Source organism: Paraburkholderia adhaesiva (assembly GCF_021390575.1).
Taxonomy (GTDB): Bacteria; Pseudomonadota; Gammaproteobacteria; order Burkholderiales; family Burkholderiaceae; genus Paraburkholderia; species Paraburkholderia adhaesiva.
Genome location: NZ_JAJEJQ010000001.1, coordinates 1,104,475 through 1,126,918, shown reverse-complemented (window position 1 = coordinate 1,126,918; position 22,444 = coordinate 1,104,475). Strand labels below are relative to the sequence as shown.

Annotated in this window: 24 protein-coding genes and 1 pseudogene; 22 read left to right on the top strand and 3 right to left on the bottom strand. The window is 61.2% G+C overall.

The window, feature by feature from the left end:
- Positions 1-173 precede the first annotated feature (173 nt).
- Positions 174-1,394, top strand: coding sequence for a CaiB/BaiF CoA transferase family protein (locus tag L0U80_RS05020; protein WP_233862885.1), 1,221 nt, complete (start codon positions 174-176; stop codon positions 1,392-1,394).
- Positions 1,395-1,425: 31 nt separating this feature from the next.
- On the opposite strand, the gene L0U80_RS05015 is transcribed toward L0U80_RS05020, so the two are convergent.
- A complete protein-coding gene (locus L0U80_RS05015) occupies positions 1,426-1,986 on the bottom strand; it encodes an RBBP9/YdeN family alpha/beta hydrolase (protein WP_233862884.1) in 561 nt (186 codons plus the stop codon).
- A 179-nt stretch (positions 1,987-2,165) separates the two neighbouring features.
- Here L0U80_RS05015 and L0U80_RS05010 point away from each other — a divergent pair, with 179 nt between their 5' ends.
- The gene (locus L0U80_RS05010; protein WP_233862883.1) at positions 2,166-3,884 is read left to right on the top strand and encodes a glutamine--tRNA ligase/YqeY domain fusion protein; all 1,719 of its coding nucleotides are present in this window, start codon (positions 2,166-2,168) and stop codon (positions 3,882-3,884) included.
- A 111-nt stretch (positions 3,885-3,995) separates the two neighbouring features.
- Here the strand turns inward: L0U80_RS05010 and L0U80_RS05005 are convergent, their stop codons facing one another.
- Both L0U80_RS05005 and L0U80_RS05000 read right to left on the bottom strand, forming a co-directional pair.
- Positions 3,996-4,475, bottom strand: coding sequence for an NUDIX hydrolase (locus L0U80_RS05005; protein WP_373322104.1), 480 nt, complete (start codon positions 4,473-4,475; stop codon positions 3,996-3,998).
- Positions 4,451-4,840 carry a hypothetical protein gene (locus L0U80_RS05000; RefSeq protein WP_233862882.1) on the bottom strand — a complete coding sequence of 130 codons (390 nt, stop codon included), beginning with the start codon at positions 4,838-4,840 and terminating at the stop codon, positions 4,451-4,453. Before L0U80_RS05000 ends, L0U80_RS05005 begins: the two co-directional genes overlap by 25 nt.
- A 203-nt stretch (positions 4,841-5,043) precedes the next feature.
- Here L0U80_RS05000 and L0U80_RS04995 point away from each other — a divergent pair, with 203 nt between their 5' ends.
- The 20 genes and pseudogenes from L0U80_RS04995 (at position 5,044) to L0U80_RS04900 (ending at position 22,437) form a co-directional block, all read left to right on the top strand.
- Positions 5,044-5,280: a hypothetical protein gene (locus tag L0U80_RS04995; RefSeq protein WP_233862881.1), complete on the top strand. Its 237-nt coding sequence runs from the start codon at positions 5,044-5,046 to the stop codon at positions 5,278-5,280.
- 300 nt (positions 5,281-5,580) lie between these two features.
- Complete coding sequence (gene chrA / locus L0U80_RS04990; protein WP_233862880.1) at positions 5,581-6,816, top strand: chromate efflux transporter; 1,236 nt, start codon at positions 5,581-5,583, stop codon at positions 6,814-6,816.
- A 445-nt stretch (positions 6,817-7,261) separates the two neighbouring features.
- Positions 7,262-8,086 (top strand): hypothetical protein, encoded by an 825-nt coding sequence (locus tag L0U80_RS04985; protein WP_233862879.1) that lies wholly within the window; start codon positions 7,262-7,264, stop codon positions 8,084-8,086.
- A 42-nt stretch (positions 8,087-8,128) separates the two neighbouring features.
- Positions 8,129-8,934, top strand: a pseudogene (locus L0U80_RS04980) (IS5 family transposase).
- A 578-nt stretch (positions 8,935-9,512) separates the two neighbouring features.
- Positions 9,513-10,880 (top strand): tyrosine-type recombinase/integrase, encoded by a 1,368-nt coding sequence (locus tag L0U80_RS04975; RefSeq protein WP_233862877.1) that lies wholly within the window; start codon positions 9,513-9,515, stop codon positions 10,878-10,880.
- A 133-nt stretch (positions 10,881-11,013) separates the two neighbouring features.
- Complete coding sequence (locus L0U80_RS04970; protein ID WP_233862876.1) at positions 11,014-12,066, top strand: hypothetical protein; 1,053 nt, start codon at positions 11,014-11,016, stop codon at positions 12,064-12,066.
- A gap of 252 nt (positions 12,067-12,318) precedes the next feature.
- Complete coding sequence (locus L0U80_RS04965; protein ID WP_233862875.1) at positions 12,319-12,537, top strand: DNA-binding protein; 219 nt, start codon at positions 12,319-12,321, stop codon at positions 12,535-12,537.
- A complete protein-coding gene (locus L0U80_RS04960; protein WP_233862874.1) occupies positions 12,537-12,773 on the top strand; it encodes a hypothetical protein in 237 nt (78 codons plus the stop codon). The genes L0U80_RS04965 and L0U80_RS04960 overlap by 1 nt, the downstream gene beginning before the upstream one ends.
- Positions 12,770-13,024, top strand: a complete 255-nt coding sequence (locus L0U80_RS04955; protein ID WP_233862873.1) for a transcriptional coactivator p15/PC4 family protein — start codon at positions 12,770-12,772, stop codon at positions 13,022-13,024. Before L0U80_RS04960 ends, L0U80_RS04955 begins: the two co-directional genes overlap by 4 nt.
- Complete coding sequence (locus L0U80_RS04950) at positions 13,024-13,830, top strand: hypothetical protein (RefSeq protein WP_233862872.1); 807 nt, start codon at positions 13,024-13,026, stop codon at positions 13,828-13,830. Before L0U80_RS04955 ends, L0U80_RS04950 begins: the two co-directional genes overlap by 1 nt.
- Positions 13,823-14,116 (top strand): hypothetical protein, encoded by a 294-nt coding sequence (locus L0U80_RS04945; RefSeq protein WP_233862871.1) that lies wholly within the window; start codon positions 13,823-13,825, stop codon positions 14,114-14,116. Before L0U80_RS04950 ends, L0U80_RS04945 begins: the two co-directional genes overlap by 8 nt.
- Positions 14,109-14,348, top strand: a complete 240-nt coding sequence (locus L0U80_RS04940; RefSeq protein WP_233862870.1) for a hypothetical protein — start codon at positions 14,109-14,111, stop codon at positions 14,346-14,348. The genes L0U80_RS04945 and L0U80_RS04940 overlap by 8 nt, the downstream gene beginning before the upstream one ends.
- A gap of 44 nt (positions 14,349-14,392) precedes the next feature.
- A complete protein-coding gene (locus L0U80_RS04935; RefSeq protein WP_233862869.1) occupies positions 14,393-16,909 on the top strand; it encodes an AAA family ATPase in 2,517 nt (838 codons plus the stop codon).
- 89 nt (positions 16,910-16,998) lie between these two features.
- A protein-coding gene (locus L0U80_RS04930) for an IS3 family transposase (RefSeq protein WP_373322092.1) occupies positions 16,999-18,134 on the top strand; the annotation gives its coding sequence in 2 pieces (ribosomal slippage) (positions 16,999-17,254 and positions 17,254-18,134; 1,137 coding nt in all).
- Between the two features lie 31 nt (positions 18,135-18,165).
- Positions 18,166-18,762 (top strand): TubC N-terminal docking domain-related protein, encoded by a 597-nt coding sequence (locus L0U80_RS04925; RefSeq protein WP_233862868.1) that lies wholly within the window; start codon positions 18,166-18,168, stop codon positions 18,760-18,762.
- The gene (locus L0U80_RS04920) at positions 18,759-19,475 is read left to right on the top strand and encodes a single-stranded DNA-binding protein (RefSeq protein ID WP_308444841.1); all 717 of its coding nucleotides are present in this window, start codon (positions 18,759-18,761) and stop codon (positions 19,473-19,475) included. The genes L0U80_RS04925 and L0U80_RS04920 overlap by 4 nt, the downstream gene beginning before the upstream one ends.
- Positions 19,476-19,608: 133 nt before the next feature.
- On the top strand, positions 19,609-19,815 hold the full coding sequence (locus tag L0U80_RS04915) for a hypothetical protein (RefSeq protein ID WP_233862867.1): 207 nt from the start codon (positions 19,609-19,611) through the stop codon (positions 19,813-19,815).
- Complete coding sequence (locus L0U80_RS04910) at positions 19,812-20,597, top strand: hypothetical protein (protein WP_233862866.1); 786 nt, start codon at positions 19,812-19,814, stop codon at positions 20,595-20,597. Before L0U80_RS04915 ends, L0U80_RS04910 begins: the two co-directional genes overlap by 4 nt.
- 69 nt (positions 20,598-20,666) lie before the next feature.
- Complete coding sequence (locus L0U80_RS04905; RefSeq protein WP_233862865.1) at positions 20,667-21,038, top strand: hypothetical protein; 372 nt, start codon at positions 20,667-20,669, stop codon at positions 21,036-21,038.
- A 311-nt stretch (positions 21,039-21,349) separates the two neighbouring features.
- Positions 21,350-22,437, top strand: a protein-coding gene (locus tag L0U80_RS04900; protein ID WP_233862864.1) for an IS3 family transposase whose coding sequence is annotated in 2 segments (ribosomal slippage) — positions 21,350-21,599 and positions 21,599-22,437 — 1,089 coding nt in all. Because the reading frame shifts where the segments join, the coding sequence is not laid out codon by codon here.
- Positions 22,438-22,444: the final 7 nt, after the last annotated feature.

Sequence of the window (22,444 nt, the reverse complement as noted above, 5' to 3'; positions counted from 1 at the left end):
ACCGGTCCGCGCGGCGAGAAAGTGCGCAATCGCGGCGCCAACGTTCCGCTAAGCGAAACATCGTACCGAAAATTACCCTGCCAACGCGGGATCGCGTAAGATGCCGAGATCGGCCGCGCGCCAGGTTTTGCTGTGCGCCCGGCCAGCCGCACAACAACATTGGATGACACCTTATGGGCGCTCTCAGCCATATCCGCGTACTCGACCTGACCCGCGTGCTCGCGGGGCCGTGGTGCGCGCAGACCCTCGCCGACTTCGGCGCCGACGTGATCAAGGTCGAGCGCCCCGGCGCCGGCGACGATACGCGCCACTGGGGTCCCCCGTACCTGAAGACGCCCGATGGCCAGGACACCGCCGAAGCGGCCTACTACCTCGCCGCGAACCGCAACAAGCGTTCGGTGACCGTCGACATCTCGACGCCCGAGGGCCAGCGCATCGTGCGCGAACTCGCCGCGCAAAGCGACGTCGTCATGGAGAACTACAAGGCCGGGCAGTTAAAGAAGTACGGCCTCGACTACGAATCGCTGCGCGAAGTGAAGCCCGACATCGTCTACTGCTCGGTAACGGGTTTCGGCCAGACCGGTCCCTATGCGTCGCGCGCGGGCTACGACTTCATCGTCCAGGGCATGGGCGGCTTCATGAGCATCACGGGCGAACGCGACAACCTGCCGGGCGGCGGTCCGCAAAAGGCGGGCGTCGCGATCGCTGATCTCATGACGGGCATGTACGCGACCATCGCCGTGCTCACGGCGCTCGCGCACCGCGACCGCACGGGCATCGGCCAGTACATCGACATGGCGCTGCTCGACGTGCAGGTGGCGATGCTCGCGAACATGAACTCGAACTACCTCGCGAGCGGCAAGGCGCCCGTGCGCTGGGGCAACGCGCATCAGAACATCGTGCCCTACCAGGCGTTCCAGACGAGCGATAGCTGGATCATCCTCGCCGTGGGCAACGACGGGCAGTTCCGCAAGTTCGTCGAAATCGGCGGCCAGCCCGGACTCGCCGACGACGAGCGTTTCGCGACGAATCCCGAGCGCGTGCGCAACCGCGACACGCTCGTACCGATCGTCGCCGACATGGTCCGCTCGCGCACGAAGGCCGAGTGGATCGCCGCGCTCGAAGCAGCGGGCGTGCCGTGCGGGCCGATCAACGATCTATCTGAAGTGTTCGCGAACGAACAGGTGATCGCGCGCGGGATGCAGGTGGACGTGCCGCATCCCTCGGGCGGGACGGCGCGGCTCGTGCGCAACCCGATCAACATGAGCGAGACGCCGCCGCGCGTAGAACGCCATCCCCCGACGCTCGGCGAACATACCGACGCGGTCCTGCGCGAGGTGCTCGGCTACGACGCGGGCCAGGTCGCGGCCCTTCGCGACAAGGGCGTGCTCTGAGCGCACGCGAGGGCGGCACGCCGCCCCCGCTTCACTGCGCCATCGACTCGAGCCATTCGAGACCCTGCGGCCAGTCACCTAGGCCGCTTTCCGCGTTGATGTGCCCGCGTGCGCCAATGCCGATGCACCGGCTGCCCCACGCCCTGGCGGCGCGTTCGGCGAAAGGCACGCCACCATAGGGGTCGTCGCTGCTCGCGACGATGATGCTCGCGAACGGCAGCGGCACGAACGGAACCGGATCGAAGCCGTGGGCATCGGCGGGAAAGTCGGGACCATGCGGATCCGGCACCGCGACCAACAGCGCCCCCGCCACCCGCGCGAGCCGCGCTGGGCTGGCGCGCCGCGCGGCCCAGTGGGCGATGGTCAGGCACCCGAGGCTATGCGCCGCCAGCAGCACGCGGCCGCCCGAATCAGTCGCCTCGCCCACGGCCGATTCGAGCGCGCGACACCAGGCGTCGCATTCAGGATGGTCCCAGTCGGGCATCTGCACGCGTGAAAAGCCCGTGTGGGCGTCTTCCCAGCGCGTCTGCCAATGCCCCGGGCCGGAGTTCATGTAGCCCGGCAACACCAGGACCTTTTGTTGTTCCTTCATCGCTGTTCCCCTGTCGTTTCCTTGTTGACGACGTTGTTCAGGCTCCCGTGCGCCACTGTCGCATCCGCGCCATCCGCAAGGGCTGCCTCGGCCGTTTGCGTCAGGTAGAATGGAAAACCACTACCCGGGCGTGCGGAATCCTTCGAAATCGCGCCCTCGAACGATCTTCCTCTTTTCGCATGAACATCGAACGCAAAGACGCCGAGCGCAACGACGCGCCCGCGGCATCAAATTTCATCCGCAATATCATCGACGACGACAACCGCTCGGACAAGTGGGGCCAGCGCGTAGAGACGCGCTTTCCGCCTGAGCCGAACGGCTACCTGCACATCGGCCACGCGAAGAGCATCTGCCTGAACTTCGGCGTCGCGAAGAGCTACGGCGGCGTGTGCCATCTGCGCTTCGACGACACGAACCCCGAAAAGGAAAGCGTCGAATACGTCAACTCGATCATCGACGCGGTGACGTGGCTCGGCTTCGAGTGGAAGAAGGACGGCAACGAGCACCTCTACTACGCGAGCGACTACTACGACAAGCTCTACGAGTTCGCCGAGCTGCTGATCCAGCGCGGCAAGGCGTACGTGGACAGCCAGTCGCCGGACGAGATGCGCGCGAACCGCGGCTCGGCCACCGAACCCGGCAAGAACTCGCCGTTCCGCGACCGGACGGCCGAGGAAAACCTCGACCTCTTCCGCCGCATGAAGGCCGGCGAATTCGCGGAAGGCGCTCACGTACTGCGCGCGAAAATCGACATGGCGTCGCCGAACTTCAACATGCGCGACCCGGTGATCTACCGCATCCGTTTCGCGCATCACTACCGCACGGGCGACAAGTGGTGCGTGTATCCGATGTACGACTACACGCACTGCATTTCGGACGCGCTCGAAAACATCACGCATTCGCTTTGCACGCTGGAGTTCGAAGACCATCGCCCGCTTTACGACTGGGTGCTGAACGAACTCGCGGACGCCGGCGTTTTCACGCGCCCGCTCCCGCAGCAAATCGAGTTTTCGCGCCTGAACCTCACGTACGCGATCACGAGCAAGCGCAAGCTGCTGCAACTCGTGAACGAAGGCCACGTCGATGGCTGGGACGATCCGCGCATGCCTACCATCGTCGGTGTGCGCCGTCGCGGCTTCACGCCCGAGGGCATTCAGCTCTTCTGCGAGCGCATCGGCGTGACGAAGGTCGATTCGTGGATCGACATGAGCGTGTTCGAAGGCGCGCTGCGCGACGACCTCGACGAAAAAGCCCCGCGCACGACCGCCGTGCTCGACCCGCTCAAGCTCATCATCGACAACTATCCGGAAGGAAAGACCGAGGACTGCACGGCACCCGTGCATCCGCACCATCCGGAGCGCGGCGTGCGCACGTTCCCGATCTCGCGTGAACTGTGGATCGAGCGCGAAGACTTCAACGAAACGCCGCCCAAGGGCTACTTCCGGTTGTTCCCGGGCAACAAGGTGCGTCTGCGCTATGGCTACGTCATCGAATGCACGGGCGCAGACAAGGACGAGAACGGCAACGTGATCGCCGTCCACTGCAACTACTTCCCGGACAGCAAGTCAGGCACCGAAGGCGCGAATAACTACAAGGTGAAGGGCAACATCCACTGGCTGAGCGCGCCGCACGCGTGCCCCGCGCAAGTGCGTCTCTACGACCGCCTGTTCCGCGAACCGCAGCCCGATGCAGGCGGACGCGATTTCCTGGAGGCGATCAATCCGGATTCGAAGCGCGTCGTCGAGGCGTATGTCGAACCGGGTGCACGCGACGCCGCCCCGGAAGACCGCTATCAGTTCGAACGCCATGGCTACTTCGTCGCGGATCGCGTCGATTCGAAGCCAGGTCAGCCGGTGTTCAACCGCATCGTCGGACTGCGCGACAGCTGGGCGAAATAAGCTCGCGATCCACGATACCCGGCACATCGGGCAAAAAAAAAGCCGCTGCGCGAATTGCGCAGCGGCTTTTTTATTTTCCGTTCGTCGACGCACGCATGCGCCACGCCACGCTCACAACATGCGGTGCAGTTGCACGAGCGAGAGCGTCGTCTCGAAGAGCCGCGTGAGACTGCGGCTTGCGTACTGCGCGACCTCGGCCGGCGCGATCCAGCGCCAGGCGTCCATCTCGGGGATCATCACGCCGTTCTCGCGACTCGGGAACATCGACGTGCAAACGCAACGCGAAAGATCTAGTTCATCCGGCAAGGCGCGCGCGACGAACAGGTGCAGATCCTTGTCGCGTCGATAGACATAACGCCCCAGATCCGTGAGCCGCGACGGATCGAGCGCGATGCCGGTCTCCTCGACCATCTCCCGCAGCGCGCTTTGAGCCTCGGTTTCACTGGGCTCGCCCTGGCCTTTAGGAATGTCCCAGTGATTCGTGCCCGTCGCGTGCGCGAGCAACACGCGACCCGCGGGATCGAGCAACACGGTACCGCACGAAACGATCTTCCCCGTCACCACACTCAATGCGTCTTCTGATAGACCCACGTGCCCGTCCCCTCGCGGCAGAAACGCGGACGCAGTGTCATGGACTGCCCCCTCGCGTTGATCACGACCTCCGTTGATCGACACGTTTTGTCGCCGTCCTTATCGGTGTTCGTCACCGTGATAGTCGCGTCGATCCGCACGCTATTGCGCAACCCTTCGTTCGTCCATGTCGTGCTCTCACCGTCCGGCTTCTCGTCGACAGCCGCGCGCACAGCCTTCCTGAGCGAGTCGTAGTCCACCTGATTCATAGCGGAGGCCGGCGTGTTGTTCAGAAAGCCGAGGTTGGCGGCGCTGGCGACACTCGCGCCAGTGGCGAGCAGCAGTGCCACGCTTACACCGCAAAGGATTCGTGTGTACGTCGGCATCGAGTGTTCTCCTTGATGGGCAATCGCAACTCAATCGAATCTTAAAAAGGATATCACGGGCCCTATTTTCACTACCTGCCGGTGAATGCCCTGCCGGAACACGAGCACCAACTTCGTTTTCAGACCTATCCGATGGCGCCACTCTCCGTCGGCACTTACGCTCTACAGGCTCTACTCTTACGCCGACGAAGGGCGTTTCCGTCATGGACTACTCCTCTGCGCTACGATTCTTCGCCTTCATGCTCGCGCTTATCGGTGCCGGCCTGATGGCGATCGTTGTGCGCTTCGCGAGCGCCCGATACGCCGTTGCGCCCTGCCAGAATATCCCGCACGCTGCCATACCGCGCGTGCCCGCCGTGTTGTCGCGCGACGGCGCAAGGTACATCGCCGTCTCGCTTGTCGCTTTCGCCATCGCATTTAGCGTGGTCGTCTACGCGTGACGACTTAGGCCCGCAACGGGCCACGGGCAGTCCAGTTGTTTTGCCGGCGGACGCACTCAGCGCGCTGACGCAACAAGCGGAAGCGCAGCGTAATCACACGGCAAAGCCGACGCCGGTGCGCTACGGCTTGCGCGGCGCGAACGCCTGTCATCGGCATTCGCGAAAACGTGTGGAATCCCACGCGCCAGCCTCCCACGAACGGCACGGCTCATCGACGTTCGACCGCCATACAATCGGAAAGTAGTTGCTCGTCACTTGCCGACGTTAGGATTGAGGTCTCTGAAACCAGCCCGTCAACGTATGGATACTGAAATGTCGCCGCTGCGCCCGTCTCGCGCCGGCCGCGTTTTCGAGGTGCTCGCCGCGTTCCTCAGGCTTGGGATGACCAGCTTTGGCGGCCCGATTGCCCACATCGGATACTTTCGTCGCGAGTTTGTCGAGCGCCGCCGCTGGCTCGACGACCAAGCTTTCACCGATCTCGTCGCGCTCTGCCAGTTCCTGCCAGGGCCGGCCAGCAGTCAGACAGGCTTTTCGATCGGGGTGCTCAGGGCCGGGTGGGCCGGCGGACTGGCGGCCTGGTGTGGCTTCACGCTGCCATCGGTGCTCGTCATGCTGGCCTTTGCAGTCATCGCGCCAGATCTGGGCGGACCGATTGGCGAAGGGACCATTCATGGCCTGAAACTCGTCGCGGTTGCCGTCGTTGCACAGGCCGTATGGGACATGGCGCGGCGCCTGTGTCCAGACCGTCGCCGTGCAGCGATCGCGCTCGTCTCGGTCGCGTGGCTGACCCTTCTGACGACCGCATACGCGCAACTCGTCGTGATCGGCTCGGGTGCATTGCTCGGTCTCGCGCTTTGCCGAACGAATACCACCGAAGCGCCACGTGTCGTGCGTTCGCGTATCGACGAATTCCACGTGTCCCGGACAGCAGGCATTGCCGCGTTGATTGTCTTTTGCGCGCTGCTTTTTGGACTTCCCGTGTTCGGTGAAGGCGTCGTCGCGCAGGGCGTGCGCGTGTTCGAGGCGTTCTACCGGTCCGGAGCGCTCGTCTTCGGCGGTGGGCATGTCGTGCTGCCCTTGCTGCAGCACGAGACCGTTGCTACGGGCTGGATCGCACCAGGTGACTTTCTTGCCGGCTACGGAGCGGCGCAGGCCGTGCCTGGGCCGCTCTTCACGTTCGCGGCCTTTCTCGGGTGGATGATGGCTGAGCCACCCAATCACTGGGGTGGTGCACTGCTGGCTACCGTTGGGATCTTTCTGCCGGGCTTGTTGCTCGTCGTTGCTGCGCTGCCATGGTGGCAGGCTCTGCGAGAGCGGCCTGCAATGTCGGCGGCGCTTGCCGGCGTGAATGCTGCGGTCGTGGGTCTGCTGGCCGCCGCGCTTTATTCGCCGGTCTGGACAAGCGCAGTCCGATCGCAAGCGGATTTCGCCATTGCGTGCGTTGGGTTCCTCTTGTTGACGCGATGGAGGGTGGCGCCGCTTTGGGTCGTCGTTTTCTGTGTGGTGACGGGGATCGCGGAGAGTGTTCTTCGGTAGCCGATACGGTCAGCCATCTATCGTCGGTGCTGTCGTGATGGTGAATTTTATTCCGAGCTCTTAGCTCGTCATCAAAATTTTTTAACACCATTTATCAGCCTTCCAAAGTCGATCTTATTATCAATTTTGAGGTTCCTCGTTACTTGCGCATAACCCTTAAGACGCGATTTGGCGTAGACGTTACGAAATCTTCGCCGCGTATCACGCCCATTTTCTGAATATTTTATTCTCGCTAAGCGGAAACCACCTCAAGCACCCGAATAAACGCGACAATCCCACACATCGTACACTCATTCGCCAAATTTCTGTCAGAACAATCAGTGCCGGACGAACCTCGTCATACAAACCTTGACACTTAGCGTGCCATATATGCACCGCGCCAATTTAAGATGGGATGTCTTAAATAAAATAGGCAATACTTCGATCTCATTGAGTGGGAGGCACGGTGAAAATTGATCAGGATGCAATCGAACATGATTCGAAAACAATTGTGGCGTTCGTTCTGGAAGTGGCAACTAAGAGTTTCGTCATAATTGGTGCGCTAGCGTTAGCTGCATCAGTTATGTACGACTGGGGATTTCTGTTTGCTCTCAATCTTTCGTTTGCAGATCTACCTTCGACGATGGCAGATCACGTAAGGCGCGCCTTAGATTGGATCCCGGAGGCGGCGACATTTGCCATTGGCACTGCTATTTTGATGCGATTATCAGATGTGAGGCGTGAAAAACGCGAGATAGCGTTTATTGATCGAAGCGAACGAAATAACAAGGAGAACAATAAAGACGATAAGCCTGGCCCATCAAAACCGATAAGACTGAAATCTTGGCTTACGTGGCCGGCCCTGATTGGCCTTCCGGCATTATGGTTATTGCTTCCATCTCGCGGGCTTATATTTCCAATCTTCGGAATATATTGGATTTTGTTTTATGGTCAATTTTTATATTCTGATAAAGACGAAGAAAATAGCAAAATAAGACTCTTACTTAGAATTTTGGCACTCACTCCCCCTCTCCTTTTCACCTTATGGGATATCGGAAGGGTTTCGGCGGTGAAATTGTCTTTGATGCCTGCGACGGAGTCACTTGTATACGAAGGCAAAGCACGCGAAGATGGAGTAACCGTACTCAGATATCTTGAAAAGGGGGTGCTCATTAAGGGTGGTGACAATCAAGTATCTTTTGTCCCGTGGTCAGAAATACACCGTATCGATACACATCAGAAATATGCTCCATATGCGGGGCTTGTTTGCTACGTGACTAAGAGTGGCTAACACAACCTGGACATGAGGCCATGAAAGCCATATCCTGGCGGCATGTCCAGACGCAAAATCAGTAACGAGTTATGGGCGGCGTTGGAGCCGCTGATTCCGGAATTTACGCCATCGCCCAAAGGTGGCCGACGCCGAACGGTGGATGACCGCGCAGCATTGAATGGCATCCTGTATGTCCTGCAAACAGGCATTCCGTGGGAATACCTGCCCAAGGAACTGGGTTTCGGCAGCGGCATGACCTGCTGGCGACGGCTACGGGACTGGCAGGCCGAAGGCGTGTGGGAGCAACTGCATCTGGCAATGCTTCGCCGCTTGCGTGAGCATGACCAGATTGATTGGGAGCGAGCGAGCCTTGATGCCGCCAGCGTTTCCAGCCCCCGGGGGGCCAGGAAACCGGCCCCAACCCGACGGACCGGGGCAAACTCGGGTCGAAGCGGCACATCGTCGTAGACGCGCGCGGCATTCCTCTGGCCATCACGGTCACGGGTGCCAACCGCCACGACTCGATGGCCTTCGAGCCCACGCTCAATGCCATTCCGGCTGTGCCGGGACTGAATGGCCAGCCTCGCAAACGCCCGGACAAGTTGCATGCGGACAAGGGCTATGACTTTGCACGCTGTCGGCGTTACCTGAAGCGGCGCGGCATCACGGCACGTATCGCCCGTCGCGGTGTGGAAAGCCGCGAGCGGCTCGGACGGCATCGCTGGGTGGTCGAGCGCACGCATGCCTGGTTTGCCGGTTTCGGCAAACTGCGCATTCGTTTCGAACGGCGTCTCGACATTCATGTCGCGTTGCTTTCCCTGGCGGCTGCCGTTATCTGCTCACGCTTCGTTGATGACTTGTGTTAGCGACTCTAAATGGGATTGGAGTTGCCATGGGGAACCCTCCTCTTCGAATCATCCTTCCGGTCCGAAAGTCGAAATGCCTAAAACCAATTAGGGGTCGATCACGCAGGACCATCGCGCTGTCAGCGACAATGAGATGTCGTGGTGCGATATCGTTCGGCCCATTTTTAAGCGGCGCGAAAAGAGACACATGGCGCGGATGGATCGCCCACACGGACGGCAGACAGATTGGCTCTGCCAGTGATGTGAGCGATGGGGACTTGGGATTTTGCCTACACAGTGCCAACATAAACTTAGAAAAGCAAAAAGCCCGATCACATTGATCGGGCTAAGTGCTTGCAAACATTGGCGCGACAGGAGGGGCTCGAACCCCCGACCCTCGGCTTAGAAGAACATGAAAGATGCCATTTCCGGGTGTTGACCGGAATTCCTCAATTACCCCCAAAGCCCCGCCAGACAAGGCTTTCGAGAAATAACGCATTTCCTCATCGTTGACCGTAATTGATTGTTTACGATCAAATCGGGTTACATGGGGGTTACACGGCTAGTCGTTTGTGACCTTCGGCCACCTGAAAAATGCAATGGCAAAAGTCAATTTCACGGTTACACGTGTAACCGGACATACCTGTCCGGCAGGCAAATCGCAGGCGTTCATCTGGGATACCGGCGCGACCGGGCTGGGGCTGCGCGTGACCCCGGCGGGTACCCGAACCTATATCTGGCAGGGCAAGCTCCACGGGGCCGCGATCCGCGTCACGATTGGTGCGCCGCGAGATTGGGACATCGACACGGCACGGGACGAAGCGCGCCGTCTGAAGCGAATGACGGATGCCGGGAAGGATCCCCGTGAGGAAGCCGAAGAACAACGTGCCGCCACCGTGGCCCGCAAGCTGGAAGCGCGTCGCAAGGATGCGGTCGTGAGCGAAGCGTGGAGCGCCTACCTTGACGCGCACCGTTCGAAATGGAGCGAGCGACACATGCTCGACCATCAGCGCCAAGCGAGCGCTGGCGGCGCGAAAAGAAAACGCGGCAAGGGCGTGACTGTGGCCGGTCCACTCGCACCACTCATGCCGCTCAAACTGTCCGGCCTCGATTCAGAATGCATTGCCTCATGGCTGAATGACGAAACCGCACGCCGCCCGGCGAACGCTGGACAGGCCTTTCGTAAGCTGCGCGCGTTCATTCGCTGGTGCGCCGAGCGTCCCGACTATCGCGGCCTTGTGCCAGATGGCGCATACGCCACGCGCACGGTGCGCGATGCCGTGCCGCGCGCGAAGGCGAAGGACGATTGCCTCCAGCGAGAACAGCTCGCAACATGGTTCGCCGCCGTGCGCGCACTTGGCAATCCGGTAATCAGTGCGTACCTCCAGGGTTTGCTGCTCACCGGCACCCGCCGTGAGGAACTGGCCGGGTTGCGCTGGGACGATGTGGATTTCCGGTGGCGCAGCCTTCACGTCGCTGACAAGGTGGAACAGGAAACGGGTCGCACTATCCCGCTCACGCCCTACCTCGCATCGCTGCTGCTTGAGCTGAAGCGATTGAACGACACACCACCGAACGTGCGTGCACTGTCACGCATGGAAGCCAAGGGCAAGCCGTGGAAACCGTCAGAGTGGGTATTCGCGAGTAAAACCGCCGCGAGCGGCAGGCTGGCGGAGCCGCGCATCGCGCACACCAACGCGCTGCAGGCTGCTGGATTGCCACATGTGAGCCTGCATGGCTTGCGCCGCTCGTTCGGCACGCTATCCGAATGGGTGGAGTGCCCTGTGGGCGTCGTGGCACAGATTCAAGGTCACAAACCTAGCGCAATTGCAGAGAAGCACTACCGCCGCCGCCCGCTCGACCTGCTGCGCATGTGGCATGACAAGATCGAGGCATGGATGCTGGTTCAGGCAGGCATCGACTTCATGCCCCAAGAGGAACAACCGGGGATGCACGCAGTGAGTTAGCCGATACGGTGGCGATGCGCATCACGCAATGCCACGACAGTTTTCCTCTGCCTAGCTCGACGGGGCAAAAAGCCGGACACCTTCACCGGCTTGGCAGAGGCACCCCAATGAAGGGCGCTTGAAGGATCGCGCAATGACCCACTCGCCCAACAGCAGCAACTACAAGCGCCCACGCGCGACGGCAGTAAAACGCAGCATGTCAGACATGGCCAATCGCGTACGGGACATAGAGCTTTTGTGCAAATCGAGATTGGACAGCCTGACCCGCACGCTCAGCGTCGAACAGGAGCCATATCCGCGCGCGCATCTTACGACGCTGCGCCGCCCGATTCACTTTCTGGCGATGCAGGCAATCAGCCCAAACGGGCATCCGTCGGAGCACCCCCAACAAGGCGCTGTAATCGAGCCGTGGCGCTTCCGGTTGCTTCGGTACTTTCAAGCTGTCGAAGCAATAAGCGCCGCCATTGAGCAAGCAGTGAATTCGGGTGCGTTCGTCGTGCGCGATGCGTTCACAGGCATTCCAATGCAGACGCTGCCGCCACGAGTCAGCGAGCCCGCGAAAGCATTCGAGACCGCCGTGCTGAATGCCGATGCGATTCGTGCTCAAACATTCAGCGAAGCAACCGAACTACTGTTTGATCTTGCATTGCTGGACAACATGCCACATGAAGGCGTAGCCGTCCGGCTCGCGGAGTTTGACGAATGGGCGGCGCAAGCTGGGATTGCAGAGGTCGGAGAAGTAACGCGCCTGTTGGAAGGGGCGGACGATCGTATGTGGGAGTGCGAATTGGCACTCCACGATGCCCTGGAGCGAGACGCACAAAATCCGGAACTGACCAAAGCTGCACGTGAATCCGCTGCATCCGAATTAAACCGTCTGCGCGCGCTCGCGTTCACGCGCGGATACCTGCCTGATGTGGCGATCGGCAGTTCGTCGACATCCGATGCACCCGCAACCAACACCGACTGGATAGCACGTGCCCGCGAATTGGCACAGGAAATTGGAATGGAAAAGTGGCGCGCGGCCATGCGCGAGATCACTGCGCGCGGCGTGGCCGGAGCCGTGGCAACCGAGCTTGCGAAGATCCCCGAATATCACGGGAAGCGCGGCCCGCGCAGTGCAGATAACGTTCGCAGCGTCGCGTTGAAAGGTTGGAAATTCTCGCCGCCGGATGAGGTGGATTGAGTGGATTGAATGGTTCGAACCACTCAATCCACAGTTTCAAACCACCCCGTAATCGCGCAAAACCAATACCGGAGCGGCTTTGCGGGTTTTACGATTTTCTTGCTCAAGCCCATTCAAGCCACGTTCAGGCCAGCACAATTATCAACGCCGAAGCATAAAGCCGCGTGCAGCGGAACCCTGAGACACTGAAACGATTTCGGCACGTTATCAGCGTCCCAAGGCCCGCCGTGCGAGGCCCGATTGGACGTTGATATGAACACCCTGCAAGTTATTCCTCCCGGCCTCTCAGCAATTGCGCGTGGCCGCGACACCCTGCCGACCGACGAAGCTGCACCGACCATCGGCCGCGCACCGCAGACCCTACGCAAATGGGCGTGCTTGGAAAACGGCCCAATTCGCCCGATCCGCATCAATGGCCGTCTCGCGTGGCGCGTGTCCGACCTAGCCGCATTGTTGACTGGGGACCAATAATGAAAGAGGCCCACAACCACACGAATGCAGAAGCGAGCCCGGCGAACACCGGCAATCTTACCTCCCTCACACTCCGCAAGTCACGCGGCGAGTTGCGTGTCGATAGCCGCATCCGCGCTTCGTTGCGCCGTTCAATGGATGCTGGAGATGACCATCGAGCGGCTTATCGGGCCGCCAAGGAAGCGGCAACGGACTACGCGACGACCGCTGGCCGCCTGTTGGGAGATTCGGTATGAACAGGACCGCGAACCGCTCTGCCGAAATCGTATTTTTCGACTCGCCGCGTACTGATCACGAACTCCTGCGCGTGACCCTCTCCGAGCTGCGCGGCCGGACCTACATCGACTTGCGCGTCTGGTACTCGACGGATGGCACTGAATGGAAACCGAGCCGCGCGGGCGTCACGCTGCGCGCCGATCAGGTCGGACAGGTCACGCAGGCGCTGATGCTGGCGGCGCGCTCGATCGACCCGAAGGAGGGCTGCTGATGAATCAGCTCTTGACGATCCACGGCTGGCGGGTCTATTCTGGCGGCGTCGCTGAAACAACAGTGGCCGGGGGTGAGAGCCCGATATGCTTGAGGCGCAACGAAGCCGCGCCAGTCATCCGACACGCGGCTTTTGTTTTTGCGCGTGCCTTCGCACGCCTTCAATGGGTGGGCCTGGGCAGGGGAGCCGAAAGGCTCGCCGGCACCTCAAGCGCCGGTCTCTCAACCCTGCTCAGTGCCCGCCCACCCCGTTTGAGAGCGGGGAGCGGGCTCTTCAACCTGCTTGAGGAGGCCGCATCATGCGCCTGCTATCCCCGCACGCCCGTTCCGGGCAAAACCACCCAAACCCCGTATTCCGCAGCCTGCTTTTCGCTGATGCTGGCCGCCGTGCTGCTGAAGTTTGGCTTTCTGGCCCGCACGATCTGGCCGCCCATCAGTGGCGTGTCGTCTCATTCCGCAACCTTCTGGCCGGTATCGGATACGTGCGCGACTACAACGAATGCCGCGGTGCATTCGACCGTGCGTTTCGGCAACGCATGGCGGCAGCACGCGAAACCGATCAGGCACTCGACAGGGGGAACGATAATGCTTAACAGCCCCCTCGCCTCGCAATCCATCCCCGCAATCGCTGCTACCGCGCTGCGTGAAGCTGCACTCGCGCCGACCTACATTGACGCACTCGACGTAACCGGCGAAGCGTTGCGCCGTATCGCTGACCTGGCATCGCAGGCAAACACCACTAGCGTGTTTCGGCGTTTCTTCGACCCCGAGTACTCCTACGTGGCTACGGAGGCGAGTCATGCGTAAAGCCCCCACCACGAAGAACCCGGCTCCGACCGCATCGCTCGCGCGACTCCAGGACGCCCGTAGCGCGCTCAAAGAAATCGCGTGTCTGGTAGGCGAGCACGCTGCCGACATCGCCGCCTTGATGGAACTACTTGAGGCATCGACCGGCGACAAACCGGCATTCGCTCGCGTTGCGCGGATGGTCCGTTTTCGCGCCACGGAACACGACGACGATATCGGTGTGTGGATCACGGAAGCGCTCGCGGTATTGGACGCGGCCATATCGGCGGGGGTGTCTCATGACTGAGAGAGAAACCACACGGAGCCGCGGCGAGTTGCTGGACGAAGCGGCGATTCAGTCCGAACAACTCCAGGCGCTGACGAGGCTGCTTGCTGAGCCTGCCGTTCCGGCTGCACTCGACAACCTGACTGCCGCCTGCCGTGAGGCTGTCGCTGGTCTGGTGGAGAGGCTCGCGACCGATCTTTACGACCTCATCTGCGAGGCACAGACCGCAAACGACACGGAGGGCCGCACATGATGGCCGCAACCACATTCGAAGAAGACTTCGCGCGGGCGATGGCCATGCACGGCCTGACGCCGCCCGAGATCATCGCGGACGGCGAGTTCCATCGCTTCGACGGCCCCGAGGACAAGCGCGGCAGGAAGAGCGCAAGCTACGTCCTGCACTCTGACGGCGACATTGCCTGGGGCTGGTTCCGCTGCTGGAAAACCGGCATTGAGGCCGGCTGGTTCTCAAAATCCGAATCGGGTATGTCGGAGGCCGAAAAGCGCGCGCACCGCGAACGCATGGACAGGCTGAAAACGCAGCGCGCGGCCGAGCGCGCAAGGCGTGCCGAAGAGGCGCGAATCAGCGTCGAGGGACAATGGGAGGCCGCGCGTGGCGTGGACGGCAACCATCCCTATGTCAAGCGCAAGGGCATTCACCCTTATGGCGCAAAGCAACTACGCGATGACGTGCTGGTCCCACTGCGCGACATTGACGGCACGATGCATTCGGTGCAGCGCATCTACCCAAAGCGCGGCACGAACGGCAAGGACAAGATTTTCGCGACAGGTGGGCGCACGGCGGGCTGCTTCTGTCTGGTCGGAAGTGAGCCGAAAGACGGCGACACGATCCTGATTGCCGAAGGCTGGGCGACAGCATGCTCGCTGCACCAGTCGACGGGCTATCCGGTGTTCGCGGCGATGTTTGCCGACAACCTGACGCCTGTATCGAAAGCGGCGCGGGAAAAGTTTCCACTCGCTCGCATCATCCTGTGCGCCGATGACGATTACCGGACAGACGGCAATCCGGGAGTTACGAAGGCGACCGAGGCGGCGCGAGCGGTGGGCGGCGTGGTGGCAGTGCCCGACTTCGGCGACAAACGCCCGGACGGCGTGACCGATTTCAACGACCTGCATTGCCTGGGTGGGCGCGACGGGCTGGAAGCTATACGCGCGTGCATAGGGGGCGCCAAGCCCCGCGAAGCCGAAAGTGAGGGCAGCACCCTACCCGGCAACGGCGGGGCCGCTACAGCGCCCCGCAAACGCTCCGGCCCGTTCGTTGTATTGACGCGGGCATGTGACATCGTGCCCGAGCCGATCTACTGGCTTTGGCCCGGATACCTGCCTGCCGGGAAATTCACCGCGTTCGCAGGTCCGGCCGGCTGTGGCAAGACAACCATCGCTATCGCGCTGGCGGCGACAGTCTCATGCGGTGGAACCTGGCCGGACGGCACGCAATGCCCGGAACCCGGCAACGTGGTTATCTGGACCGGCGAAGATGGTTTGGCCGATACGCTCGTACCGCGACTGATGGCAGCCGGCGCTGACCTCGAGCGCGTGCGGTTCATCGAGTCGGTTATTGACGATGAAGGCCGAATCGCGCCGTTCGATCCGAGCCGCGACGTGCCCATTCTGTCGGAGAAGCTGGCGGAGATAGGTGGCGCGCGCCTGCTGATTGTCGACCCGATCATTAGCGCGGTGCGTGGCGACAGCCACAAGGCCGGCGACGTGCGAATCTCGCTCCAGCCGTTGCTGGACCTCGCAGCGGCCCATAACTGCGCGCTGCTGGGCATCACGCACTTTTCGAAGGGATCGAAGGGAGCGGCAACAAATGACCGCCTTATCGGCTCTCAGGCGTTCGGCGCTTCGGCGCGCGTGATCCTGATCGCCGGGAAGGACGAAACAAGCGGGCGCCGGGTGTTCATGAAATCCAAGGCCAACATCACGGAAGATTCGGGCGGCTTTGAATACGCGGTTGAGGTTCTGGATATTGGCGACCTGACATCGAGCTGCGTCCGGTGGGGGGAGCCGCTTACCGGGTCGGCGAGCGACATTCTGCGCGAGATCGAAGCCGACGTAGAGGAGCAGGCAGAGGAAGCCGACCAGGCCTCAAAGTTGGAACAGGCGCGCTGCATGTTGTACGAGTGGCTGCGGCCTTTCATGAGCACACGTGAAATGAAAGCCGCGGCGGCAGCCAACGGCGTGAGCTGGCGGACGGTCGAGGCGGCGAAGAAGGCCGAGATCGAATCCGGCGCGAAAATCACGGCGATCAAGGAAGGCGGCTCCTGGGGTTGGATATGGCATACCTTTGCGGCGAACCATCCTGACGAAGTGCAAGCCACCAACGTGCATTACGGCAGTTTCGGCAACGGTTCGCACAATCCCGTTACCGATGTCGATTACGTCGACGTGGGCAAGGAATCGGCGGGTCCGGTCGCATCGTCCCCGTCGTCGGACTCAACTCCGCAAACCTCGCGGTCAAGTCCGCAAACAACTCAACTCCGCAAAGGTGATTGCGGAGTTGAAAACCAATCACAGCAAGGCTTTGAAGCCAAGTCCGCAACTCCGCAATCGGATTCGGACGCCCCGCGTGCGCACGCGCGCGACGCGCACACACGCGCACACGCGCGCGCGGGGGGGCTTCCGGAAAACCTTTGCGGAGTTGCGGACTTGACCGGAAACCCGCGCCCAGCAAGGGATTCAACTCCGCAATCAAGTCCGCAAACAACTCCGCAAAGCACCCCGTTTGCGGACTTGAACAACCTTGACGACAAGGAAAAGACCGGTACTGGAGATGATGAGGAGGCGCTATGAACAGAGGTGGCCGCGCAAATTCGGACAGTCGGATAAGTGGTTTGGCCGGGGCCTGAGCCAGCGATAATGCTGGCAAAGGAACCGAGGAAATGACGAAGAGAACCCGACGGACGCACTCAGCGGCGTTCAAAGCGAAAGTGGCACTGGCAGCGGTCAAAGGTGAGCGCACGCTGGCCGAACTGGCACAGCAGTTTGATGTACATCCGAACCAGATCACGGAATGGAAGCGGCAGTTGCAGGAGCGTGCGGCAGACGTGTTTGGTGCGACAGGTGCACCGTCGAGCGATCCGCCGGTGGACGTGAAAACGCTGCACGCGAAGATCGGGCAGTTGACGCTGGAGAACGATTTTTTGTCAGGAGCGCTCGGCAAAGCCGGACTGCTGAGCGCAAAGCGATGATTGACTGTACGCATGCGCTGCCGGTTTCGCGACAGACGCGACTGGTTGGCATCGCGAGATCGAGCGCATATTACCGGGCGCAGCCGGTCAGCGAGGTCGATCAGTTGCTGATGCGGCGAATCGACGAACTGCACATGGAGTTCCCATTTGCAGGGGCGCGGATGCTGGCGCGCCTGTTGCGCCGGGAAGGCCATGAGGTGGGTCGCCGTCGCGTACGCACGCTGATGAAGCGCATGGGCGTCGAGGCGCTGTACTGCAAGCCGAACACGAGCCGCCGCAACGCGCAGCACAAGATCTGGCCGTACCTGCTGCGCGGCATGAAGATCGAGCGTGCCAATCAGGTGTTCGCCCTCGACACGACGTACATTCCGATGGCGCGCGGCTTCGTGTACCTGACGGCAGTGGTGGACTGGGCGAGCCGCAAGATTCTCGCGTACCGGGTCGCCATCACGCTGGAAGCCACGCACGCCGTCGAGGCGCTGGAAGAGGCGTTCGCCCGCTACGGACTGCCCGACATCGTGAACACCGATCAGGGTAGCCAGTTCACGGCGGGCGCGTTCACCGAGGCGGTGCTGAGCCGGGGCGTGCGGCTGTCGATGGACGGCAAAGGGGCCTGGCGCGACAACGTGTTCGTCGAACGGGTGTGGCGCAGCATCAAGTACGAAGAGGTCTACCTGAAAGCGTACGAGTCGGTCAGCCATGCCCGGCGCTCCATCGGCGAATACGTCGAGCTGTACAACCGGAAACGGCCCCATTCGAGCCTGGCGGATCAGACCCCGGATGAGGCATACTTCGCGACGCTGCCTGCGATCAAATCGGCAGCATGATTGCCTCGGACGTTCCACTTAAAAATCTCAGATGACTGTCCGAACGAGTGAGGCCACCTCTAACGTCGCGCAAATTTTGAGCAAAGCGGAATCGCTTGGCGTGCGCCTCAGTCTTCTGGACAGTGACCGCGTGCACATGGCGGGACCGAAGGAAGCGCGCGACGCGCTACGTGGAGACGTAATCGCGCACAAGCCGGAAATCATCGCCTACCTCCGCGAAACCGCCAACGACCCGGCGCATGCGTCTGACGACTGCACAGGCGCGCTCGGTTCCGACGATGGCGCCCTGTGTTTGCCATGGGGGCCACGCATCGACACGGAATCGGTCAACCAAATGCGGGCTGAACTTGTCGGCATGATTGAGACGCTGGCGGATCTGGAGGGCTGGCCGCACGACCTTCTCAATGACGTGGTAACGCGAGCGATGCGCGGCCCACTCGCCGATCTGCTGCCGAACCTGCATCACTTCCGCGAACGGCTCGACACCGCGCGCACGGAGGCGCAGGCGCGCGAGGCCACGGCGGCGCGTAGCTGGCGGGCAAACGAGGCACTGGAAAATCGCGGCTACCCGGATGGTAATGCAACGGCGAACGGGAAAAAGCGCGGGCAGACCGGGGGTACGCGATGACAGTGGCCCAGTACGTCCCTGTCGCGCGCACGGCCCCGGCGATGCTCGCGACGTTTGCGACAGCGACGGCGGTTTGCCTGTCGGTGCTGGCGGGCTGGCAGCGTGGCGGCTGGCTCGCGGAGCGCGCGCTATGGGTGGCTATCGGCGTGGTGCTGGTGCTGGCCGCGCACCTGTTACCGGCGCTGTGCTGGCGGCAACCGTGGGCGATGCGGATGGCGGGCGCTGCGCTCTGGCTCTGCTGCCTCGCGGCGACGTGTTACGAGCACGCGGGTTTCTTCACGCTGGCGCAGCAGCACGCGGGCAAGGCTCGCGCCGCAACCGTCGCGGATCCGCTCGTGGAAGTGACTGCCGCGGCGAATGCGCGCAACCCCGCGCCGATTGCGGCCGAGCGTGCGCGCGTACGCGCAGCGACTGGCGACGGCGAAGCGCTGTTCGTGAACGTGATTACGTTCTCCGACAGCACGGGCACTGCGTTACTCGCACTGGCCGATGGCGACAGCGTATCGCTGGCGGGTTCACTCACGCAGAAGGTGTGGACGGACAGGCACGGCGAGGCGCGGCCCGCGCTCGACATGGTGGCGCACGCGGTGCTGACGGCGTATCACGTTACACGCAAGCGCAAGGCGGTAACGGGTGAAGTGTCGAGCCCGGGCAAAGCACCCGCGCGTGAAAACGATTCGCCTGCTGGCGGTATGAGTGATGACGATCTATGAACGATGGGCGGCACCAGCCGTCACAGCAGCAAGGGACTGCGAGCCTCACTGAGACGTAACGAGGCGACGGATGATGAGGTGCCGTCTGTAAAATTGGCACTATGGGTGTAAGTAGTACTAACTGGAGAAACGCATGAAAGACGAAGCAATACACATGATGGGTTTGAGGCGACCTATGGGCATGCCCCGCGAAGCGCTCAGGCAATTGGCGAAAACCAACCCAGCCGCGCAAGCGATGAATGTTCTGGCGCAAGGCGTGGCACCCCTCGATGAGAAGCGGCGCATCGTTAGGCAGATGCAGATGAACGCCCTTAACCATAACCCAAGGATTGGCAAATGAAGATCGTCATTGAAAACCTCGACTATCCGCGACTGGACACCCTTCCAGAGTTTCGCGACGAGAATGAAAAGCTGACCCGCTATCGCGCGGCAATGAACAGTGCGGAGCGTGAGATAGCGCGACTGCAGGAGAAGTACCGCGAGCAACTGGCCGGTTCTCACCAACGCGAATCCCGCAATCGTGACGCCATTGAAGCTGCCGACAGGTTATTGACTGGCGGCCAGTTGCAGAGCATCGCAGAGCAGATTGAAGCGCAGCAACGCACCCGTGACGCGATGAACAAAGCATGTGCAGCACAAGAGCAAGTTGTGAGCAACCTGAGACGCGATCTTTCAATCAAGGCCGCTGAGCGGTTCAACGCGGAACACAAGAAGCGTGCGCGCCGCGTGATTGATGCACTGATGGAACTGGATGCGGCCAACGCCAGTGAGTGCGCATTGCGCGCGTCGCTGGAGAAACTGGGGTACAACTGCAACCTTCCGTGCATGGGATTCGGAACTGTCGACAATCCGATTGACCCATACGACCAAAGCGGAGGCTATGCCAGCGCATGGCTGCGCGATGCACTCGACTATGCGGGAAGCGAAAAGCAGGTGAACGCGCACAAGGCACGAAAGGAGCAACAACGCACCGAGCAGCTTGCGGAGTATCAGCGACTGAATCAAATCGAACAGGCAGCGGCATCGCAAGATCGTCTGCTCAAATCGAATGCGGCATCGGCGCGAGGTACTGCGCCGTCACCGTTGAATGCCGAGTCCTATTCGTTGGCAACGCGCCTGTGATGTGGATGACGCGCCTTGCCTTTTCTGGCGAGGCGCGCGTGCAGCGCTTCTAGCCTCACTGTGCCGTTCGTGGCTAAACGTACCGCCATGGGTTTGCAGGTGCTCACAAGCGGCGCGGCGGCTCGATCGAATGCCATGACGGCTGCACCCTGCCTCCTGGGGGGGGGGTATCAAAAGTCTGGTGCACCAAACCTGGGAAACGCACCGGTCCCTCACGCGCAGAAAAAATCGCCCTTGAAACAATTCTCGGCAAGACAGGAATTCAGCAAATGCGGCGGGAACCACCGCCGAGTAAGGGTTTCGGGCGTTTTTGATTTCCGTTTGATTCTTTTGAAAAAATCAGCAAATCAGCAGCAAATCAAAGGCTGTAAGCCCCGCCACACAAGGCTTTGCGGGGCGTTTGATTTTCTGTTTGAATTCCACCGCCCCGGTGAGCTTTAACAGGTGCTTTAACAGGCGGGCGTTGCGCGCCCTGACGGCAACCGTGCGGTCAGCGGAATCATCCGTACCGCTACACCCGCTAGGATGACCGTTGTTGATTCGCCCTCGCGCCGAGACCAGAAGTATCGGTGCACCGCGACAGCGCAACCGGCAGCCCGGAATGACGGGCACGTGAAGCCGCTCCGCTCGGGGCGGCTTTTGCGTTTCCGGAGCAAAGGTAAACGCTAGAATCGCCGCACTCCCACGGTAATGCCCCCGCAAATCCATCGTCGGGAGAAGTAGAATTTTCTCGTTAAGAGGGAGTTCTGCAGATGAAGAAGTCGAGATTCACGGACAGCCAGATACTGGAGGCGCTCAAGCGCGCGGAGGCCGGACTGGCGGTGCCGGAGCTGTGCCGGGAGCTGGGCATCAGTTCGGCGACGTTTTATAAATGGCGCTCGAAGTACGGCGGCATGGACGCGTCGATGATGTCGCGCATGAAGGAACTGGAGGCGGAGAATGCCCGGCTTCGCAAGATGTACATCGAGGAGAAGCTCAAGGCTGAGATTGCCTCGGAGGCACTGCAAAAAAAGTTCTGAAGCCATCTCGTCGGCGCGAGATGGCAAAGCGGGTTGTGCAACAGCGGCGCGTGTCAATTCGTGTGGCGTGCGCGGCGTTTGGCATCAGCGAGTCGTGCTACCGGTACGAGGCGAAGTTGAACACGGAGAACGAAGAGATTGCCAACTGGCTGCTGCGTATCACGGGTTGCCATCGCAACTGGGGTTTTCTGCTGTGCTACTTCTACCTGCGTAACGTGAAGGGATTCGGCTGGAACCATAAGCGCATTTACCGGATTTACCGCGAGCTGGAGCTGAACCTGCGCATCAAGCCGAAAAAGCGGCTGGTGCGGGAAACGCCGCAGCCGCTATCGGTACCGGAGGCCATCAATGAAGTGTGGTCGATGGACTTCATGCATGACCAGCTGGTTGACGGGCGCAGTATCCGGACGCTGAACGTGATTGATGATTTCAACCGCGAGGCGCTGGGCATCGAGGTGGATTTCTCGTTGCCATCCGAGCGGGTGATTCGCACGCTGAAGCAGCATATGGAATGGCGAGGCAAGCCGAAGGTCATCCGGTGCGACAACGGCCCGGAATATCTGAGCGCGGCCATCGTGACGTGGACGCAGAAGCAAGGCATCCGGTTGGAATACATCGAGCCGGGCAAGCCGCAGCAGAATGCGTATATCGAACGGTTCAACCGGACTGCTCGGTACGAATGGTTGTCGCAGTATCTGTGGGAAGACCTGGAGCAGGTTCGCGAAGCGGCGGCCGACTGGATGTGGATTTACAATCACGAGCGCCCGAATATGGCATTGGGCGGTTTTACCCCGAAGCAGCGGCTGGCCATGGCCGCTTAGTTTCTAC